General features: G+C 68.7%; 16 protein-coding genes and 4 pseudogenes. 9 read left to right on the top strand and 11 right to left on the bottom strand.

Annotated elements, in window-relative coordinates:
* Positions 1-405 precede the first annotated feature (405 nt).
* The 3 genes and pseudogenes from ACH4G3_RS41175 to ACH4G3_RS41165 form a co-directional block, all read right to left on the bottom strand.
* Positions 406-3,942: a CHAT domain-containing protein gene (locus tag ACH4G3_RS41175; protein ID WP_397629270.1), complete on the bottom strand. Its 3,537-nt coding sequence runs from the start codon at positions 3,940-3,942 to the stop codon at positions 406-408.
* Between the two features lie 3 nt (positions 3,943-3,945).
* The gene (locus tag ACH4G3_RS41170) at positions 3,946-4,092 is read right to left on the bottom strand and encodes a hypothetical protein (protein ID WP_397629269.1); all 147 of its coding nucleotides are present in this window, start codon (positions 4,090-4,092) and stop codon (positions 3,946-3,948) included.
* Positions 4,092-4,577, bottom strand: a pseudogene (locus tag ACH4G3_RS41165) (DUF6338 family protein). The gene ACH4G3_RS41170 and the pseudogene ACH4G3_RS41165 overlap by 1 nt, the downstream one beginning before the upstream one ends.
* 337 nt (positions 4,578-4,914) lie before the next feature.
* On the opposite strand from ACH4G3_RS41165, the pseudogene ACH4G3_RS41160 reads away from it, so the two are divergent.
* Positions 4,915-5,189 (top strand): annotated as a pseudogene (locus tag ACH4G3_RS41160) (DDE-type integrase/transposase/recombinase); the annotation flags it as partial.
* Positions 5,190-5,398: 209 nt separating this feature from the next.
* Here the strand turns inward: ACH4G3_RS41160 and pyrE are convergent.
* Entirely contained in the window at positions 5,399-5,926 is a 528-nt protein-coding gene (pyrE, locus tag ACH4G3_RS41155) for an orotate phosphoribosyltransferase (RefSeq protein ID WP_397629268.1), read from the bottom strand.
* 119 nt (positions 5,927-6,045) lie between these two features.
* Between pyrE and ACH4G3_RS41150 the strand changes: the two are divergent.
* Positions 6,046-6,224: pseudogene (locus ACH4G3_RS41150) on the top strand (IS630 family transposase); the annotation flags it as partial.
* Between the two features lie 26 nt (positions 6,225-6,250).
* Here ACH4G3_RS41150 and ACH4G3_RS41145 read toward each other — a convergent pair.
* Positions 6,251-6,643, bottom strand: coding sequence for a nuclear transport factor 2 family protein (locus tag ACH4G3_RS41145; protein ID WP_397629267.1), 393 nt, complete (start codon positions 6,641-6,643; stop codon positions 6,251-6,253).
* A gap of 197 nt (positions 6,644-6,840) precedes the next feature.
* Here ACH4G3_RS41145 and ACH4G3_RS41140 point away from each other — a divergent pair.
* Together ACH4G3_RS41140 and ACH4G3_RS41135 are read left to right on the top strand one after the other, a co-directional pair.
* Positions 6,841-7,374, top strand: a pseudogene (locus ACH4G3_RS41140) (DUF6207 family protein); the annotation flags it as partial.
* Positions 7,346-7,492 (top strand): DUF6207 family protein, encoded by a 147-nt coding sequence (locus ACH4G3_RS41135; protein ID WP_397629266.1) that lies wholly within the window; start codon positions 7,346-7,348, stop codon positions 7,490-7,492. The pseudogene ACH4G3_RS41140 and the gene ACH4G3_RS41135, both read left to right, overlap by 29 nt.
* A gap of 66 nt (positions 7,493-7,558) precedes the next feature.
* Here ACH4G3_RS41135 and ACH4G3_RS41130 read toward each other — a convergent pair whose 3' ends face one another.
* Both ACH4G3_RS41130 and ACH4G3_RS41125 read right to left on the bottom strand, forming a co-directional pair.
* Entirely contained in the window at positions 7,559-8,200 is a 642-nt protein-coding gene (locus ACH4G3_RS41130; protein ID WP_397629265.1) for a DsbA family protein, read from the bottom strand.
* A 35-nt stretch (positions 8,201-8,235) separates the two neighbouring features.
* The gene (locus ACH4G3_RS41125; protein ID WP_397629264.1) at positions 8,236-8,943 is read right to left on the bottom strand and encodes an SDR family NAD(P)-dependent oxidoreductase; all 708 of its coding nucleotides are present in this window, start codon (positions 8,941-8,943) and stop codon (positions 8,236-8,238) included.
* A 102-nt stretch (positions 8,944-9,045) separates the two neighbouring features.
* Here ACH4G3_RS41125 and ACH4G3_RS41120 point away from each other — a divergent pair, with 102 nt between their 5' ends.
* From ACH4G3_RS41120 to ACH4G3_RS41110, 3 genes are all read left to right on the top strand, one after another.
* Positions 9,046-9,930 (top strand): helix-turn-helix domain-containing protein, encoded by an 885-nt coding sequence (locus ACH4G3_RS41120; RefSeq protein WP_397629263.1) that lies wholly within the window; start codon positions 9,046-9,048, stop codon positions 9,928-9,930.
* Positions 9,931-10,058: 128 nt separating this feature from the next.
* A complete protein-coding gene (locus tag ACH4G3_RS41115; RefSeq protein ID WP_397629262.1) occupies positions 10,059-10,583 on the top strand; it encodes a hypothetical protein in 525 nt (174 codons plus the stop codon).
* A gap of 45 nt (positions 10,584-10,628) precedes the next feature.
* On the top strand, positions 10,629-10,847 hold the full coding sequence (locus tag ACH4G3_RS41110) for a hypothetical protein (RefSeq protein ID WP_397629261.1): 219 nt from the start codon (positions 10,629-10,631) through the stop codon (positions 10,845-10,847).
* Positions 10,848-11,351: 504 nt separating this feature from the next.
* Here the strand turns inward: ACH4G3_RS41110 and ACH4G3_RS41105 are convergent.
* From ACH4G3_RS41105 to ACH4G3_RS41095, 3 genes are all read right to left on the bottom strand, one after another.
* Complete coding sequence (locus ACH4G3_RS41105) at positions 11,352-12,002, bottom strand: HAD family hydrolase (protein ID WP_397629260.1); 651 nt, start codon at positions 12,000-12,002, stop codon at positions 11,352-11,354.
* 219 nt (positions 12,003-12,221) lie between these two features.
* The gene (locus tag ACH4G3_RS41100) at positions 12,222-13,061 is read right to left on the bottom strand and encodes an aldo/keto reductase (protein ID WP_397629259.1); all 840 of its coding nucleotides are present in this window, start codon (positions 13,059-13,061) and stop codon (positions 12,222-12,224) included.
* The gene (locus ACH4G3_RS41095) at positions 13,058-13,831 is read right to left on the bottom strand and encodes a VOC family protein (protein ID WP_397629258.1); all 774 of its coding nucleotides are present in this window, start codon (positions 13,829-13,831) and stop codon (positions 13,058-13,060) included. The genes ACH4G3_RS41100 and ACH4G3_RS41095 overlap by 4 nt, the downstream gene beginning before the upstream one ends.
* 30 nt (positions 13,832-13,861) lie before the next feature.
* Here ACH4G3_RS41095 and ACH4G3_RS41090 point away from each other — a divergent pair, with 30 nt between their 5' ends.
* Positions 13,862-14,173 carry an HNH endonuclease gene (locus tag ACH4G3_RS41090; protein ID WP_397629257.1) on the top strand — a complete coding sequence of 104 codons (312 nt, stop codon included), beginning with the start codon at positions 13,862-13,864 and terminating at the stop codon, positions 14,171-14,173.
* Between the two features lie 183 nt (positions 14,174-14,356).
* Here the strand turns inward: ACH4G3_RS41090 and ACH4G3_RS41085 are convergent, their stop codons facing one another.
* Complete coding sequence (locus ACH4G3_RS41085; RefSeq protein WP_397629256.1) at positions 14,357-16,015, bottom strand: helicase associated domain-containing protein; 1,659 nt, start codon at positions 16,013-16,015, stop codon at positions 14,357-14,359.
* A 370-nt stretch (positions 16,016-16,385) separates the two neighbouring features.
* Here ACH4G3_RS41085 and ACH4G3_RS41080 point away from each other — a divergent pair, with 370 nt between their 5' ends.
* Positions 16,386-16,595, top strand: coding sequence for a hypothetical protein (locus ACH4G3_RS41080; protein ID WP_397629255.1), 210 nt, complete (start codon positions 16,386-16,388; stop codon positions 16,593-16,595).
* Positions 16,596-16,636 lie beyond the last annotated feature (41 nt).

The raw sequence follows: 16,636 nt of genomic DNA, 5'->3' as shown, positions 1-16,636 counted from the left end.
GATCCACGGCCGCGACTGACGTTTCCTCACGACCCGACCAACGAGCAGACAAGCCGACGGTCACTTGATCAACAACTTCTGTTAGGACCTCTAAGAGGTCCTGCCAGAAACCGGCGTTGGGGTCACTGTCCGACTTGTGTGCTCGTTTGTCTGGTCGTGGGGAAACGTCAGTCGCAGCCGTGGATCGTGTCCGATGAACTGTGGTCGCTGATCGAGCAGTTGCTGCCGCAGCCGGGTCCGAAGCTGAAGGAGGGGCGGCCGCGGGTGCCGGACCGACAGGCGCTGTGCGATCGGCGAAGAAGCGGGACTGGTCTCGGGCGATGATCGTTTCCTCCCACGTCAGGGCAGCCCGGCGCGGCCCAAAAGCGGGCCCGCCTTGACCCTCGCCTTCACCTTTGCGCGTCATCAGGCGCCCGCGTGGACGTGTGCGGCCCACACCGACGGCAGGTTCGGATACTTCGCCCTGAGCTGCCTGACCGTGCGATGGACCGCCGCCGACGCGCACAACGCGCCGGATCGGTCCGCGATCAACTCGCCGTAGAGCTGCTGGCTGAAGGCTGGCGCCACCACGTCGTCGACGCGCCAGAGCGTGCCGACCACCTGGGAGAAACCGGCTATCTGAAAAGCCGCCAACGGGTGGATCGCCTCGTCGGACAAGCGCTCAGTGGTGCGGGCCGTGTCGCAGGCCGACAGGAACGCGAACTCCACGTTCCGCAGACGCAGCCGGGAAAGGTCCAGCACCCGAAGCGGCGCGCGGTCGTGGTCGTGCAGCGCGAGATGGCTGTCCGAAGGGTTGTCCGGGTCGCTGTACCCGTGGCAAGCGAAGTGCGCCCAGCCACTGGCCGGCAAGGCGTCGAGAACGGCGTCACGAGTCGCGTCCGCGCCGACCAGGACCGTGGCACCGGGTACGAGAGCGGCCAGGTGGTCGGCTTCGGCCTGTGCGCCGGGCAGGTCCGGGGCATCCGGAGTGTGCGGCATCGCGACCACCAGCAGCCGCGGCTCGTTCAGCAGCCACGGCTCGTTCCGGTCGTCGCGGCGGCCCGCGCGGGCGTGACCCAGGGCGCGGATCGTCGGCGTCGTCGAGGAGACGACGCGGTCGAGGAGCACAGGTCCGCCGTCGCGGTGGTGGCCCGCCGCGTGCAGGGGGAGCAGACTGAGCGGCCCGACCGGGGCCCACCAGATCCTTGGCCACGGACCATCCGCCGCCGGTTCCGCCGTCAGCTCCAGTTCGCCGAGCACAGGGCCCACGATGGTGTCCCACAGCCACTCGAGCGTCTCATGGATCGCCTGCTCGGCGGCCAGCCGCCCCTTCGTGAACGCGGTGTGCAGAGCGCGTACGCGGTGGCTCACGGTCTCTTCGCTCAGCCGGTCCAGCGCGCGTGACCGGACCCCGTCCGGAGTGATGATCAGCGCGTCACACCGGTGCCGGCTGACGTTGACGTACACGATCGGGCCCTCGTGTGCCTGCGCGGTGAGGTCGGTGAGCAGCGGGGGTCGTAGGAACCGCTCCATCCCGGGCAGCGCGCGGATCCGGTCGGTCACCGCGTCGAGCTCGTCGGCGAGGGCCACGCGGTCGCTCGTGGTGTCGGTTTCGAACTCCGCGGTGAGCGTCCGGAAGCGTTCGGCCAGCTCGGGTGCCCGCTCGCGCAGGTCGGAGAGATCGCCGCGACTGTCGAGTGCCTGGGCGGCGAGCACGCAGCGCCCGGATTCGAGCAGGGTCACCGCGCTCACCTCGTCGCCGACGGCCAGCGCGCACGCGGCCGCGTCGGCGGCGACGCCGGCGAACCGGCCGAGCCAGTACTGGGCGTCCTCGCGGCCCAGGCGGCGCCCGGCGAGCCGGGGCAACAGCCGGACCGCAGCGGCGTACCCCTCGGCGGCCACGTCGAACTGCCCCGCCTCGGCGGCCAGATCGCCCCACCGGTCCGCCGCTTCCGCGCGGCTCTCCGCCGGCGATCCGGCGGACGCCACGGCCTCCCGGTAGCAGCCGAGTGCCTCGGTCAGCGCCTCGCCGTCGCCGGGGTGCCGGAAGCCGAGCGCCAGGACGTTGGCGACGCGGGTCAGTAAACCCGCCCGGGAATAGGCGTCCTGCTCGGGCCTCCGCGCCGCACTCCGTGCCAGGCCGACCGCCTCGGCGAGAACCTGCGGGTCCGGCGGCTCCCGTCGCGCGCCGGCGGGTGCGACGGGGTTCGTGCACCAGTCAGCAAGCGCGGCGGCCAGGTTCGCGGTGTACCGGGGCCAGTGCGGGCTGTCCTGCGGAGTCGCGGCCACGGAAGCGCGGCGCGCGGCGATCGCGTCCCGCAACGCGTTCCGGTCGCCGAACTTCTCGTACGCCATCCCCAGCACACCGCCGAGATTGGCCAGCCGCACTGCCCGGTCCGGGTCGTCGTCCGCCGTCACATCCGCGGCCGCGCGGTGCGCGTCGATCGCCTCGTCGAGCACGCTCGCCTCGCCCGTCCTGATGAACAAGTCGGACAGCATGGCGCCAAGGTTGGAGAGCCGCTCTGCCTGCCCGGCGACCAGGCTCGCGCCGAGGCGGACGGACTCCCTCGCGCGGTCGACCGCCTCCGACAGCACCTGCAGTTCGCCAGTCACCCGGAACCGTTTGTGCAGCACGGCGGCGAGGATCCCGAGCGAACGCGGGTGGTCACCCTGCCCGGCGGTGGCCTCGGCGGCACGGCGAGCGACGTCGATCGCTTCCATGACGTGCGCCAGGTCTCCGGTCGCGTGGAACAACGCGTTCAGGTTGACGGCGAGGTTGCCCATGAACTGGACGCGCAGCGGATGGCCCGCCGACGTGCACGCGACCGCCTCCCGCTCGATGGTGACGGCCTCAGCGAGCGCGGCGTGGTCCCCGAACTCTTCACCGCGGGTGGCCAGCGCCGAGGCGAAGTGGTCCAGCCGCACGCCGCGGCGGGGGTGCCCGGCGGGGGTCGCGGCCGCCACAGAGCGCCCGAGCTCGATCGCCCGCTCGAGCAGGGCCGAGTCCCGGGTCTGCTTGAACTCGGCGGCGTACCGGCCGCACGCTTCGGCTTCGGTATCGGCGCGTTCCCAGCCGCCGGTCGATTTCGGGCGCTCGCCTGTGAGCGCGGCCCAGGCTCGTTCCGTGGTCGTCAGCTCGCCGAGGTTCTGCGAGTGCCGCGGATCGGTGACCGGAGTATGGGCCACCAACGTCTGCCGAACCCGGAGCAGTTCGGCCAGATCATCCCGCGCTCCGCGAGCCCGGTAGCGGTCGTCGAGAAGGTACGCGAGGATCTTCAATCGGTCGAGCACCTCGGACGACCCGGCCGGCGTGAGCTCCACCGCTCGCCGCGCGGCGTCGACGGCTTCCTCCACGACACCGGTCTCCCCCGTCTCATGGAACCAGTCGCGCAGGACGACGGCGAGGAAGTGCAGACTCCTGGCGGTGGACACGTCATCGGGGGAGCACTCGACGGCGGCCCGCGCGTGCGCGGCGGCCTCCGCCAGGGGGGCGAGGTCCTTCGTCACGGTGAACGCCGTCCGCAGGGCGACAACGAGGTTACCCAGGTAGAACGCCTTCTTCGTGGACGGTTCCTCGTCAACGGCCGTCCGGCTCCAGTCCAGCGCGTCGGCCAGGGTGCCACGGTCCTGGTTCTGCTGGAACGCGGTGTGCAGCAGCATGCCGAGGTTGTTGGCGTAGCTGGCCGAATCCTCCGGGCTTTCGTACACCAGGAGGTAAGCCTCCGTGACTTTGTGGACGGCTTCCTGCAGGAACTCGAAGTCGCCGGTCTGGTGGTAGCGGGTCTGCAGCAGGCCCCCGAGATTGGACAGGATCGAGTGGCGCTCGGCCACGTCCTCGGCGGCCAGCAGGGCATGGCCGAGGTCGATCGCCTTCTCGACCGACGCGGGATCCGCGCTGTGCCGGGCCACGTGGAACGCCTCCCAGAACCGCTCGGCCAGACCGTTCGCGGGCCCGCCGCCCACGCGTCAGTCCTCGTTGCCGTTCGAGGTGCCGGCCGGGCCGCCGGGCGGCTCGTCCGGCTCGGCGACCGCGCGTTCCGGGGTGTAGCCGCGTTCCGCGGCCTCCTGCAGCAGCGCCGCCTCTTCGTGCGAGAGCTCGGGTTCGTGCTCCATTATCGCTCCTCCCCCGGCACGGCCGCCGGTTCTCCGGCTTCGACGAACTCCAGCACATCGAAGTCTTCCGCCCGCAGCCGCAGGCCCGCAGTCCCGTGCACGCGCGCGCCGAACGCCCCGTCGGCACCCATCACGCGCGCCGATTCGAGGTACAGCTCGGCCGGGTAGGGGTACGAGGAGGCGTACGACCGGTTGCCGTACCAGCCGCACGCGCACGAAGCACGGTTCGCGGTCGCGGAACGCGTGGTCCCAGGCGCTGGGCGTGCGCAGGAACCGAGCCTTGCGCCGCTGCCGATCCACCAGGGAAACGGTGACCGCCGCCACGGCCGGCACGCCGAGGCACAGCACCACGGCGACGCGACGACCGCCCGCAGCACCCGTTCACCCAGATCACACTCACCGGGCACCGGCCCACGGCGGTGTTCCCGAACGAACTGATAGGTGACCCCGGGCAGCACCGGAAGGACGAGCAGAGCGAGCTGCACAACGGTCGCAGGCGCCTGCACTCACCACCCCCATGTCTCACGGACTCCGCTCGCTCAGGCTACTGGCTTGCGTCTGAGCGGTCGGCAGAACAGCTCCTTCCGCGGCTACTTGGAGGCAGCTGGCCGGCCTCGGCAACGCCGGCCGCCCGCATGAGCCTGTTGATCTGCGGGACGGGCTCTGTCTGCGCCCGCGCGGACGTAGCCGACGACGGCTGGGGCCGATGGGGTCCGCCGCAGGGAGGCCACGGTCGTCATCGGGTGCCCACCTGCTCATGGTCGGGACGGCCCGGAGGGCGCCATGGGCAGAACGGCAGGCTACGGTCGCAGGGTTCTTGCTATCAAGATCAACGGGCGATTGCAGTGCCTGCGGCGGGCCGTCGACCAGGACGGGACGGTACTGGACATCCTCGTACAGAGCCGCCGGAACAAGGCCGCGGCCAGGCGCTTCCTCCGCAGGCTCCTCCTCAAGAAGACCCGCACGGTGCCCAGGGTGATCATCACCGACAAGCTCCGCTCCTAGGAGCGGCCCACCGCGAGGTCATGCCCTCCGCCGACCACCGCTCACACAAGGGCCTGAACACCCGGGCCGAGAACAGCCACCGTCCGCTTCGCAATCTGGGAGCAGATCACCGGCGCCGCCGACCTCTCCACCACGGCCTGAGCACTCAGCCGGAGCCCGACTCCGCCACGGCCCAGCACACCGTCAGCCCCCCACACCCAACAACGTGACAACGCCGGCAGAGGGGCATCGTCGACGAGTCCTCCACCCGAGTCGCCATCACCGAGACGCATGAAACAGAGTGACCACCAGCCCCTACTGGTCAGGCGACAGCGGCCCTCAGGTCCTCGGCCGTCAGCAGCGACAGCAGCGTGATGCCCTCGGCCGCGAGGGCACCGGCGCCGCCTTGCTCACGGTCGATCACGCACAGGGCCTCCTGCACCTGAGCCCCCAGGCCACGCAAGTCCGCGGTCGACAGAACGATCTGTCCTCCGCTGGTGACCACGTCCTCAACGACCAGTACCCGTCGCCCCTCGATGTCGGAGCCTTCGGCGAGACGGCAGGTGCCATACGGCTTGGCCTGCTTGCGCACGAATGCACAGGGCAGACCCGTGTGCCGGCCGAGCGCGGTCACCACCGGGATGCCGCCCATCTCCAGGCCGGCCAGGACCTCGGTGCCAGAGGGCACCAGCGGGGCCATCCGCTGGGCGATCTCGTCCAGCAGGACCGGGTCGCCCTCGAACCGGTATTTGTCGAAGTACTCCGTGGCAGTACGTCCGGACCGGAGCGTGAACTGCCCGGTCAGATGGGAGGCAGCGTGGATGCGGCGAGCAAGATCAGAATGTGTCACAGGCGTCCAGTCTTCCAGCTGACCGTCCCAGCCACGACACCGGCTTGTCGCCCAGCCTGAAACCACGGACCGTCCCATCCCACCGCGACACCTTGAGCGCGAAGCTGACACCGTGAACACCAAGGAGGCTCGGTCAGCCCTTCACTCGCTGGTCCATCCGCAAACTCGCCGCCTACCTGCGGAAGTGCACGGCCGCCTGAAAAGGATCGGACGCGAGGCGTTACGGTGCCTGCTCGTCCGCCGCGGGGTCACCTTCCAACGGACGAAGACGTGGAAGGAGTCGCCAGACTCAGACCGCGTTTGAGATCTGCCGTCCGGGGGCTCCTACGACCAGAACTCGTCGTACGCCTGCGGATCGGCCATCAGCACCCATCCCTCGGTGATCTTGTCGTCCCTGATGTGCAGGACGAGGGCGTAGTCCATATCGAGCTGTTTGCCTTCACGTGACGCCGTGACGTGCAGCAGCGCGACTGTGTGGTCATCGTTGGCGAGCACATCGTGGAGCTGCGGCCGGTACGTGCCGCCTGTCAGCTGGAACTCCCGACCGAATACCGCGAAGGTGTCCTCGCGGCCCCGGTACTCTCCCGCCAGCGGGTTGTTGCCCCCGATATGCCACACCACCTCGGGGTGAAAGGTCTTTGCCAGCGCTTCCATGTCTCCTGCCGCGAAGGCAGCCATGGTGCGATGGAACGCAGCGATGTTCGGGTGCTCGGTCATCAGTGCCTCCGTCGGCCCCCTACGGACCATACGTCGCCCGAGACACCGTGGCTCAGCGATGCTAGGCCATCAGGCCGAGCGGCACGCCGTCAGCCGCGCGGCCGCTGAGACGCGCTTGAGGGTCTCTCCGGTTGGTGCGCGAGAGAGGTCTTGGGCCTGGGCGGCTTGCTGGTCGACCTCGAGTAAGCCGGCGGACCATGATCCCGATCATTTGCCCAGCGGATCATGGCCTCGGAACGCGCCGGACTGGCCTCGTAGTCCCGGGCGAGGCGCCGGTGTCCGGCGAGCCGGGCAAAGGTCCGCTCGATCGCCCACCGTCTCGGCTGGACCTGGAAGCCCCGCTGGCCTGGGTCCTTGCGGACGATCTCCAGCCCACGGCCGAGGATCGTGACCGTCCAATCGACGAGACGGCCAGCGAAGCCCTGGGCCGCCCAGATTTTCTGGACACTCGGGTGCCGGCTATGTGCACGGGTACTCCGAACGCGAGGCGGCTCGGCTCGGCGACCAGGCGGACACTTTGGCGGCATTGGTGCACGCGGGCACGGCCTATCCGTCTGGCAGCCGGGTATTGGAGATCTGCTGCGGGGTTGGCGCCCAGACGGTCCGCCCTCCGGGACCACCGGCGCGTAGTGCCAGGCATGAAGCCGATCAACGAAGCGCACCTGTCGGAGTCGGGTCTGGCCGTCATCGACGTTGCTGCATGTGACTACCAGGCCGTGTTCGCCGTTCAGGAACTGCTCGTCGGGCGGTGGGCCACCGCGCCCGCGGACCGTACGACCCGGGCACCCCGGCGAGCCCGGCGTACGGCTGCGCTGCTACCTGGACGTGCGCCAGGAGCTCCGCTCGTAGCACCGTGGGATGCGGCCGGCCGACGGGTCAGGTGAGGGTGCAGCGGGGCACCTGCGCGCGATCGAGCTACCCCCGCGGGCGCGGAGACGGCTCTCGGAGGTCGAGGGGGATGCAATGCAGTGCGGCGAGGACGTCATCCACGCCAACCTCTCCGGACAAGGTGGTTCCCCCGACGAAGCGGAAGACCGGCGGCGCTGGCAGGGCAAGCGCGCGGACCCGGGCAAGTTCGGCGCGCAGTTCGTCCACACCGTCGCCGGTGTCCGTGACGCCCGTCTCGGCGGCGAGCCGGGCGAGCGTGCCGGGGTCCGCGATGTTCAGCCCGTCGGCGAAGTATGCACGGAACAGTCGTTCGACCATTTCCTCACCGGTGCCCTGTACGGCGGCCTGGGCTACAAGTCGGTGGGCCTCGAAGGTGTTGGTGAACACCGCGCGGCGGAAATCAAGTGTGAGAGCGTCAGCGGCGCCGAAGGAGGTGTCGGCGGCGAGCTTCGCGGCGACGGACGCGCCGCGCTCGCGCGCCCACACATCGACCAGCGGCTCCCCGGCGGGCGATGCCTCGGGCTGGAGCTGGAAGGGGCGGAAGACCGTCTCGACCGCACCCCCTTGGGCGCAGTACTGGCTGATGGCCTGGGCATAGCGGGTGAAGCCGATGTAGCAGTGGACGCAGACGAAGTCGAGGACGACCTCGACGCGGCGTGGGCTCGTCATGTTCGTGCTCCTTGAGGTCAGAGGGAGGCTGTCGGTCACCACGGGAGAGGGCCGCCGGCCGAGACGTAGCTGCCGGTCGGCCCGTCGGGGCCGACCAGGGCCATCCGGACGATGATGTCGGCGCCCTCCTGGACGGTCTGGGCGCCGGTGTGGTCGTTGAGGTCGGTGGCAGTGTGGCCGGGGTCGACGGCGTTGATACGCATCTTCGGGAAGGCGCGTGCGTAGAGCGTCGTGACCATGTTCAGTGCGGCCTTGGAGGAGTTGTACGGCAGCGAGGCCACCCAGAGCGGTACCAGCAAGGCGTGGGCGTCCGGATCCGAGGCGATGGCCAGCGAGCCAAGCCCACTGCTGACGTTCACCACGACCGGCGTCGCGCTCTTCTCCAGCAGCGGCAGGAAAGCATGTGTGACACGTACGGCGCCGAACACGTTGGTGTCGAACGCCGCGAGCATGTCCATCGCGGTGATCTCAGCTGCTGGCCGCACCGAGCCGGCAATCCCGGCGTTGTTGACCAGGACGTCGAGGCGCCCGGCCTGCTCGCGCACCAGCTGCGCGGCCGCCTGTACGCAAGCGTCGTCGGTGATGTCGATGAGCAGCGAACGGGCGCCGACCTGCCGAGCGGCCTCCTCGCCACGGCGGGCGTCACGGGCGCCTAGATATACGGTGTGCCCGGCCGCGACGAGTCGGCGGGCGGTCTCCAAGCCGAGGCCCTTGTTGGCCCCGGTGATGAGCGTCGTCGTCATGACGAAGAGCCTCGCCCAGTGGCGGCTGTCCGGGCAGTTCACTGTTCTTCCTGGTAACGCCAGTACCAGCATGGTCTGCCCCGCCGCGCCGATACTGGACCCATGAGCGCGCACGGCACCGGCGGCGGGCATCCGCCGCAGAGCAACAGCGACCTGGGAGCTGCGCTACGCCGCTGGCGCGACCGCGTGCCCCCAGCCGACGTCGGACTGCCCACCGGGAGGAACCGCCGCGCACCCGGGCTGCGGCGTGAGGAGTTGGCCCTGCTGGCGGGTATCTCAGCCGAATACATCGTCCGCCTGGAGCAAGGCCGGGCGACATCCCCGTCCGCCCAGGTGCTCGGGGCGCTGGCGCGGGCACTGCAGTTGTCGGAGGCCGAGCGCCGGCATCTGTTCGCCCTGGCCGGGCAGCCCGAGCCACCGGAGGGCCACCTGCCGATCCGGCTTACCCCAGGCGTGCAGCGGCTGGTCGACCAGTTGCCGGGCACGCCCGTCGGCGTGTACGACGCGGCCTGGACGCTCCTCGCCTGGAACCGCCTTTACGCCGCCCTGCTCGGCGATCCGTCCACGCTCGCCCACCGGGAACGCAACCTCGTACGGCAGCACTTCACCGCACCGCCCGGCCGCGTGCGGCACACCGCGGGACAGCAGGCCCGTTTCGAGGCTGCGGTGGTCACTGACCTGCGCGCCACCTGCGCCCGCTACCCCAAGGATGCGGCCTTGCGAAGCCTCGTCGCGGACCTGCGCTCCGCCAGTCCCCGCTTCGCCGCCCTGTGGGACGGCCATGAGGTCGGCGAGCACGCCCTGCACACGAAGACGGTCCACCACCCCGACGTCGGACCGCTCGACCTGGACTGCGACATCCTCACTGAACACCGCGGTGACCTGCGCATCGTCATCCTCACCGCACCACCGGGCAGCGACGCCGCCAGTAGGCTGCAACTACTCGACGTTATCGGCACCCAGACGTCATCGACACCCAGGAGGTAACCCCACCGTGCCGCGGCACGTACCGGGCTATCTGTCACTTACCGGCACCCATGCACACGTTGTCCGTCCGCTTGAACGCCACCCGATAGGCTCACGCGGCGTGATCGATCTGCACCCGGGGAGTTGGGATGGACGCAGCGATAGCCGGTCTCGTCGGAGCGCTCGGTGGCGCGGTAGTCGGCGCGGGCGGTGCCTGGGGCGCGGCCCGCATCGCCCTCAAGGGCGCCATGTACCAGGCGGACAAGCAGGCATCCAGTGCCTATGAACAATGGCTCCGCCAGATCCGACGCGAGGTCTACACCGCCTTCCTCAATGATGCTCGCGTCCTCGCCGACGACATGGGGGACTTCACGTTGCGCGCCGCCACCATCGACTCTTCTGTCACCGACGACGAACGCCGGGACTCCCGGGAACGGTTCAGCAGCGCGATTCTGCGGCTCGAAAGGAAGGCTCTGGACATGTCTTTGGAGTCGCCGCGCGACATGAGCGCCCTCGCCCAAGGTACGGTCTGGCAACTCAAGGAGCTGAACCGGGCGCTCGCCCGAACTGCCCACGGGAATGGATTTCCGCAGGCGACGAACGTGTACCAGCATCTCGACGACCTGACCGAGAAGGCTGCCGCCCATCTCCACAGTCACCCCCCGGCCCGGTAGCTCGGCCACCGCACCGAACTCGGCCGTCTGCCCGCGGCGGGGGCTGTGCCCGGTGGGCCCGATGCCGAGCTGAGCCCGGGCGCCGACACGGGTGAGAACGTCGCCGATGGCCTCGGTGACATCCCGGACCCGGAGCCAGGCCAGTTCACGCTCACGGCCGGCGACGGCGAAGTGCAGCGCATCAGCGCCAGTTTCCGCATGCCGGAGCGGTTGCGGGGCAACGTTGCTGCCACCTTCTTCTGCAAGACCGTCATACGGAGCTGAGCTTCTCCCCCAGGGTCCGCATCCGTGCGTGCATCGTCTCGTCGGCCTCCAGCTCGAACTCCGGCGCCAGGGCTCGGGGCACGGCCCCGGGTACCGCGACAGCCCTTGACCCGCACGGCGATCGCGGAGCGCCTGGGCGAGGCCATCCCCGTTGCCGGGAACACCCGACGAGGACGGGTGGGAAGGGGAGTGAGGTGGACAACGAGCGGTTCCACCTCATCCTGACAGCGGGTGGGAAGCCGATGATGCACAGCTGGTGGGGGGCAAGCAGCCCACGGCCGAGCACCGATACCGGTCCGTGGAACGACTCGTGGGGCAGCGTCGACAGCGCCCGGATCGTTCTGACCCTCAGGTCTTGACCGAACGCGAGGAGAAGAACAGCGTCGCCATCGCCTCCAACGAGTCGTTCGGCAAAGCGCACATGTTCGGGCGAACCCGTGCGAGGTGTTGGTGAAGTTTCACAGGTTCGGCCTTGCTGAGACGACGAAGAGGGTCGGTCGTGCCTTATCTCGGCGCACTGATGACGTGGTCGATCGCGGTGGCGACATCCTCGGCGACATGAGTGGGCTGGTAGGAGTCCTGAGCCCACAGCTGTCCGTTTGACATCCACACGCTTCGAAGCCCGAGCGCGTTGGCGCCGGCGATGTCGGCATGCGGGGAATCGCCGATGACCCACGCGCCCATGAGGGGCACTCCGACGGCATCCGCGGCCGCGTGGAAGATCTCCGGTTCGGGTTTCTTGCAGCCGACCGCCTCGGAGATCGCCCAGCCCTGGACGAGCTGATCGAGTCCGGAGTGACGGATCTTGGCTTCCTGTTGGGCAGTGCGGCCGTTGGTGACGATCACGCAGGTCCAGCCGTCGGTCTGTGCTTTGTCCAGGGCCTCGCGGGATGTGTCGGCAAGTACGACGCGATCGGCAGCGCCATGGTCGAGCAGGGCATGGATGGCCGTGGTGGACACCGTGTCCCGGTACCGGTCGGTCATTGCTGCGGCGACATCGTGGCGGGCGGTATAGCCGCTGGCGTCGAGAGCCATCACCCACGTGAGGTCGGTGTCGGGCAGGCGATGCTCGGTGAGGAATGCGGTGACGGCGTCACGGAAGGCGGCGTCGCGGTCGACCAGGGTGTTGTCGAGGTCCAGCATCAGCAACGGCATGATCGGTAGTAGATCACCGGCGATGATCTCGGGGCACGTGGGTTTCCTGTCCAGACGGGATGCCCCGATTGAGCAACTTGCCGTCGGCAGCCAAGTGATGACCGGATCGCATTCCTCCTCTGGCATGGAATACGCACCGCCCGGCGACGCACCATTGCCTCTTTCCCTGGAGCGCAACACCGTTGCACGGCTCCCGCCTCTGCATCCTGATGCTGAGCCCTATGCCGAGCCGGGCAGCCGGTCAAGGCGATCGCGGTGTGCCTGAGTCAGCTGGACGCGTTCCGCAGCGAGGTTCTCTTCAAGATGGTCGATCCGCGCGGTGCCCGGGATGGGGAGAATGACCGGTGAGCGGCTGAGAAGCCAAGCGAGCGCAACCTGCGTGGGCGTGGCGTCAACCTCGGCCGCCACAGCGGCGACCTCCGACCTCGCCCCCGACTCCCCCCAGGCGACGGGGCGCCATGGCAGGAACGCGATCCCTGCCGCCTCACAGGCCGTGAGCACGGGCTCGTGCTCACGGTCGAGCAGGTTGTAGCGGTTCTGCACGCTCGCGACGTCCACGATCTCTCGTGCCTCCTTGAGCTCGTCGACGGTTATCTCGGACAGCCCGATCCGGCCGATCTTGCCCTCGGTCCGCAGATCCCGCAGCGTGCCGAGCTGGTCGGCGAGCGGCGTCTCCGGATCGATACGGTGCAACTGCAGCAGCTCGATCCGCTCCAGACGCAGTCGGCGCAAAGCCTGCTCGACCTGAGCCCGCAGAACAGCCGGCCTCCCGTCGAGCCTCCACTCGCTTGAAGGGCCCGAACGCGCAACGCCGACCTTGGTAGTGACGAGCAGCCCATCCGGGTAGGGATGCAGGGCCTCGGCCAGTAGCTCCTCGTTGGCTCCCCCGCCATACAGATACGCGGTGTCGATCAGGGTGACGCCCAGCTCGACGGCCCGCCGGGCGACCGCGAGAGAGATATCACGGGCCGGGCTCGGCTCCGCCGGCAAGTGCATGGCCCCGAATCCGAGCCGCCGTACCTTCAGATCCCCGCCGATACGGAACGCAGTCGACGTCACGCGCTGTCTCCCCCTCGCTCAAGAGGCAACGCTAGCAGCACAGTTGGCCACGACGTCGGTCCACTAGGTTCTGTCCGGCTGATCACTGATCGAGCGGTGCGTCCCCATGACCTTTCGCATAACACACCGGCGCGACCTTTGGAATTACCCCTGGTACAGATCGATGTGGTTGCCGCCGGATCCTGCACCGTGGAGGACCGTGGCTTCCACATCTGGTCGACCGGTGCTTCGATCTCCACGCCGCCGGCGGCGAGTGCCCGAGCGTGCGCGGTGTCGATGTCCTCGACGCCCAGGCCGCATTTGGCCGGCCCGCCGGGCCACGGGTGCGAGTCGCGGTTGGCCACCGTCAAGAGGAAGAAGTCGTCGTCAGGGTAGGTGCCGAACTGGAACGAGCTGATCTCCTCGTGGTGGGCGGCGTCGAAGACCTCGCGGTAGAACGCGACCGACGCGGGCAGGTCATCGGCCACGATGGTGACCTGGCTGATACGGCGGGTCTTCACGGGCAGCCCTTTCTCGATGTAGCGATCGACGGTCTCGATGAGCCTTGTCAGCGAGTCGGCTCTGGCTTGCAGGCGTTCACGGTGCTCGGCAAACACGGCGCCGACGCCGTGTTCGCCAACCGCGCGCATCGCGTCGACGGGAACCTGGAGACGGCGCAGCGTCGCGTACAGACGCGCCTCGTAAACCTGGCCAGGCCGGCACCCTCGGTATCCGGTACCGGGATCGACGTAGTCGGGTTTGAGCAGCCCGACGTCGTCGTAGTGCCGCAACGCGGTGATCGACAGACCAGGACGGCGTTCGTGCGCGGGAAGCAGGTCGTACCGTCGATGTGGACACCGGCGTACGCGGCCCGCTCCGAACGCCTGAAACGCGAATTGCGTGCCGCCGGCAGCTACGCAGCCAGGATGCGCAAATTGGCACTCGAGGCCACCGTCGAACGCATCGATCCCTTCGCCGTCTACGCTCGCGACGGATGGATCTGCCAGATTTGCCGCAACCCCGTCGACCATGGCCGGGACTGGCCCGACATGTGGTGCGCGACGCTCGACCACCGCGTCCCTTTGACCGCCGGCGGGGCGCACACCCTGGACAACGTGCAGCTCGCCCACTGAATCTGCAACCTGCGCAAGGGTGACTACTTCCCGGTCGAGGCGTGAGGACAGTCTTCACAGCCGGGCCGCTTGGGAACCCGGCCACTGTCCGGCTGTCCTGTCGGGTGCTGCCTCAGTGGAAGAGCGCTCGTGCCAGGACGGCCTGCACTTCCAACCGCTTCCTGCTCGCGTAGCCGACCCCTGTCAGGGCATGTGCTCGCCGTACTCGGCCAGCAGAGCCCGTAGCCGGACAGCCTGGCCGTCGTCGGTGCGACCTTGGCGCTTGCTTTTGTTGTTCCGCTTCCACACCCCAAGTCGCCGTTCGATGGCGTCGGAAGCGTGCGCTCGTGGCATCCGGCCGTGTTCGGCCGCCCAGACGCGCAATTCGGCCAACGTAGCGTTCCAAACGTCTTCTTGTGGCGTCCACGCCCAGCCCGGCAACTCCTCCAGAACGGCTCTGCGCTCCGCGTCATAGGTGGCCCGCCGGTTCCGGAAGGAGTTGATCCAGACTCCAATCCTGTGGCCACTCCACTCTTCTCTCTGCTTGATGCTGCCCACACTGCGCTGAGTCTCGGCGGTGAAGTGCTGAAGGACCATGACCTTGGCCAGGAACCCCTCCTCGAAGGGGTCCCAGCTCCAACCAGGTATCGATGCCAGGGCTTCGAGCTTCCATGCGGGCAGGTCCTCACCCTGGTCAGTCAGCCGCTTGCGAGTCATACGAATGTTGTTCGCCCACACGGTCGCCTCGCGCGCTTCCATCGCGCCGCGCTCGTTCAGTACCGCGGCTCGGTAGCGGTCGCGCTGTCGGCGGAATGAGGCGTCATGGGCATTCTCGGTAGACCACGAGTCGATGGTGGACAGACGTCGGGCGCGCTCGTCGTCCAGACCGCCACTGGCAGCCAAGGCGCGCTGTTTGCGGACCCAACGGGCCAGATCGACGCCGTCGACCGTGACTTCCCGATCGCTCGGGTAGCAATGGCCCTCGACAGCCTCGAAGTTGACGAGTGCGGCATACATCCGCGCCCACCGTTCCTTGTGCAGGTTCCGCTCGACACGAAGCGCGGCTTCCCCTAGGCGGTCGCGGATCCACTGCGCGGCAAGAGGCCGGTTCTGTGGGCCGCCGAAGGAATCCTCGCGATAGCGGTAGGCCTCGGCCTTTCCTACCAACCCCAGCCCGGCCAAGTGGTCCAGTACGTCGGCGGCGGCGTCTTCGGCGGCAGCCAGGAACCCGATGACCACATCGAACGTCGGATCCAGTGGTGCCAGGGGCGCCTCGCGGATCCGCACCACAGTCAGCCCCGCGGCGCGCAGTCGTGCAGCCTTGGCGGCGTCTTTTTCCTCCTTGCCCTCATGCCACCAGACTCCGTCGAACTCCAGTACAAGAGAGGGGTTGCCGTGCGCATCGACGGCGACGATGTCCACGGCCGCGCTGCACCCGTCGGCGTCCGGCACCCGTTTGCGGTCCTGATCGATACGCAGCACGGTGGCGAGCTCAGCCTTCAGTTGGAGCTCCTGCACCGAGGTCCCCACCAGGCGGCACTCGCGGCACGTCTTGGTGCCGCCACCTTTCCTGCCCCCGGTGAAGGCGTTCACGCTCCGCCGGAACGACGGGTGCGCGGGGTTGATGTCGCACGTCCACCACACCACTTGACTGCTGCCGACGCGCAGTTGGTCTGCGGTGACGCCCGAGCGTTCGATGTCCAACCTCGAGACGTCGTCCGGATAGAGGTCTGAAAAACGGTTGGTGGAAGAGATACGGTGGCCCGCGCAGAACGGGCAGCCCCGGCCGCGGCCGTCGTCCGGCCAGCGGTGGTCTTCGGCCTTCGAGCAGACCCGGATACCGTCAGCATCCGTCGTGATCAAGTAATCCCCCACAATGCCGCTTTATCCTGCACAAGCCCTCATCGGGGCACTGCTATGGCTTAGCACGTGCCGCTGACAGTCCAGTTGAGACTCAGCTCCCGGTCGTTCCGGGCAGCCGGCCGAAGGACGCGAGCGGGCCGGGCTCCTGGCTGCTGCGCACAGACCTGGCCGCCGCTCACCCCGGCCCCTGGAGCAGGTGGCGCGCCATGAAGTGCTTCGGCGGTCCCGCGCTCACACACGAACAGCCGCCATAAGGGGCACAGGCGTGCGAAGCCTCGCTCGATCTGCTGATCTGTCAGGTGACACGACATGCCTATGAGCGGTGCGGGCATGCCCGGAGGGCAACCATCAGCCCATCCCGGGAGGCTCCATGCGTATTCGCCACACCTCAGCCGCCGTGATGACCACCATGCTCGTGGCCGCACTGCTCGCCCTGGGATCCGTCCCCACCGCCTCTGCGGCCCCGACGGACGAGATCGCCTGCGTCAACGGCCAGTTCGCGGTAGGTGCCACGGTCGAGGACGCGGACCTGGCGATCGGCGGCAACACTGGCCTCCAATGCCTCGTTCTTCCACTCTGACCGTTCATGACGGGTCGCCAGCGCCTCTGACGACCCGTCTG

Source organism: Streptomyces afghaniensis, from assembly GCF_044327915.1.
GTDB lineage: Bacteria > Actinomycetota > Actinomycetes > Streptomycetales > Streptomycetaceae > Streptomyces > Streptomyces afghaniensis.
This window is presented reverse-complemented; position numbering and strand designations above follow the sequence as displayed.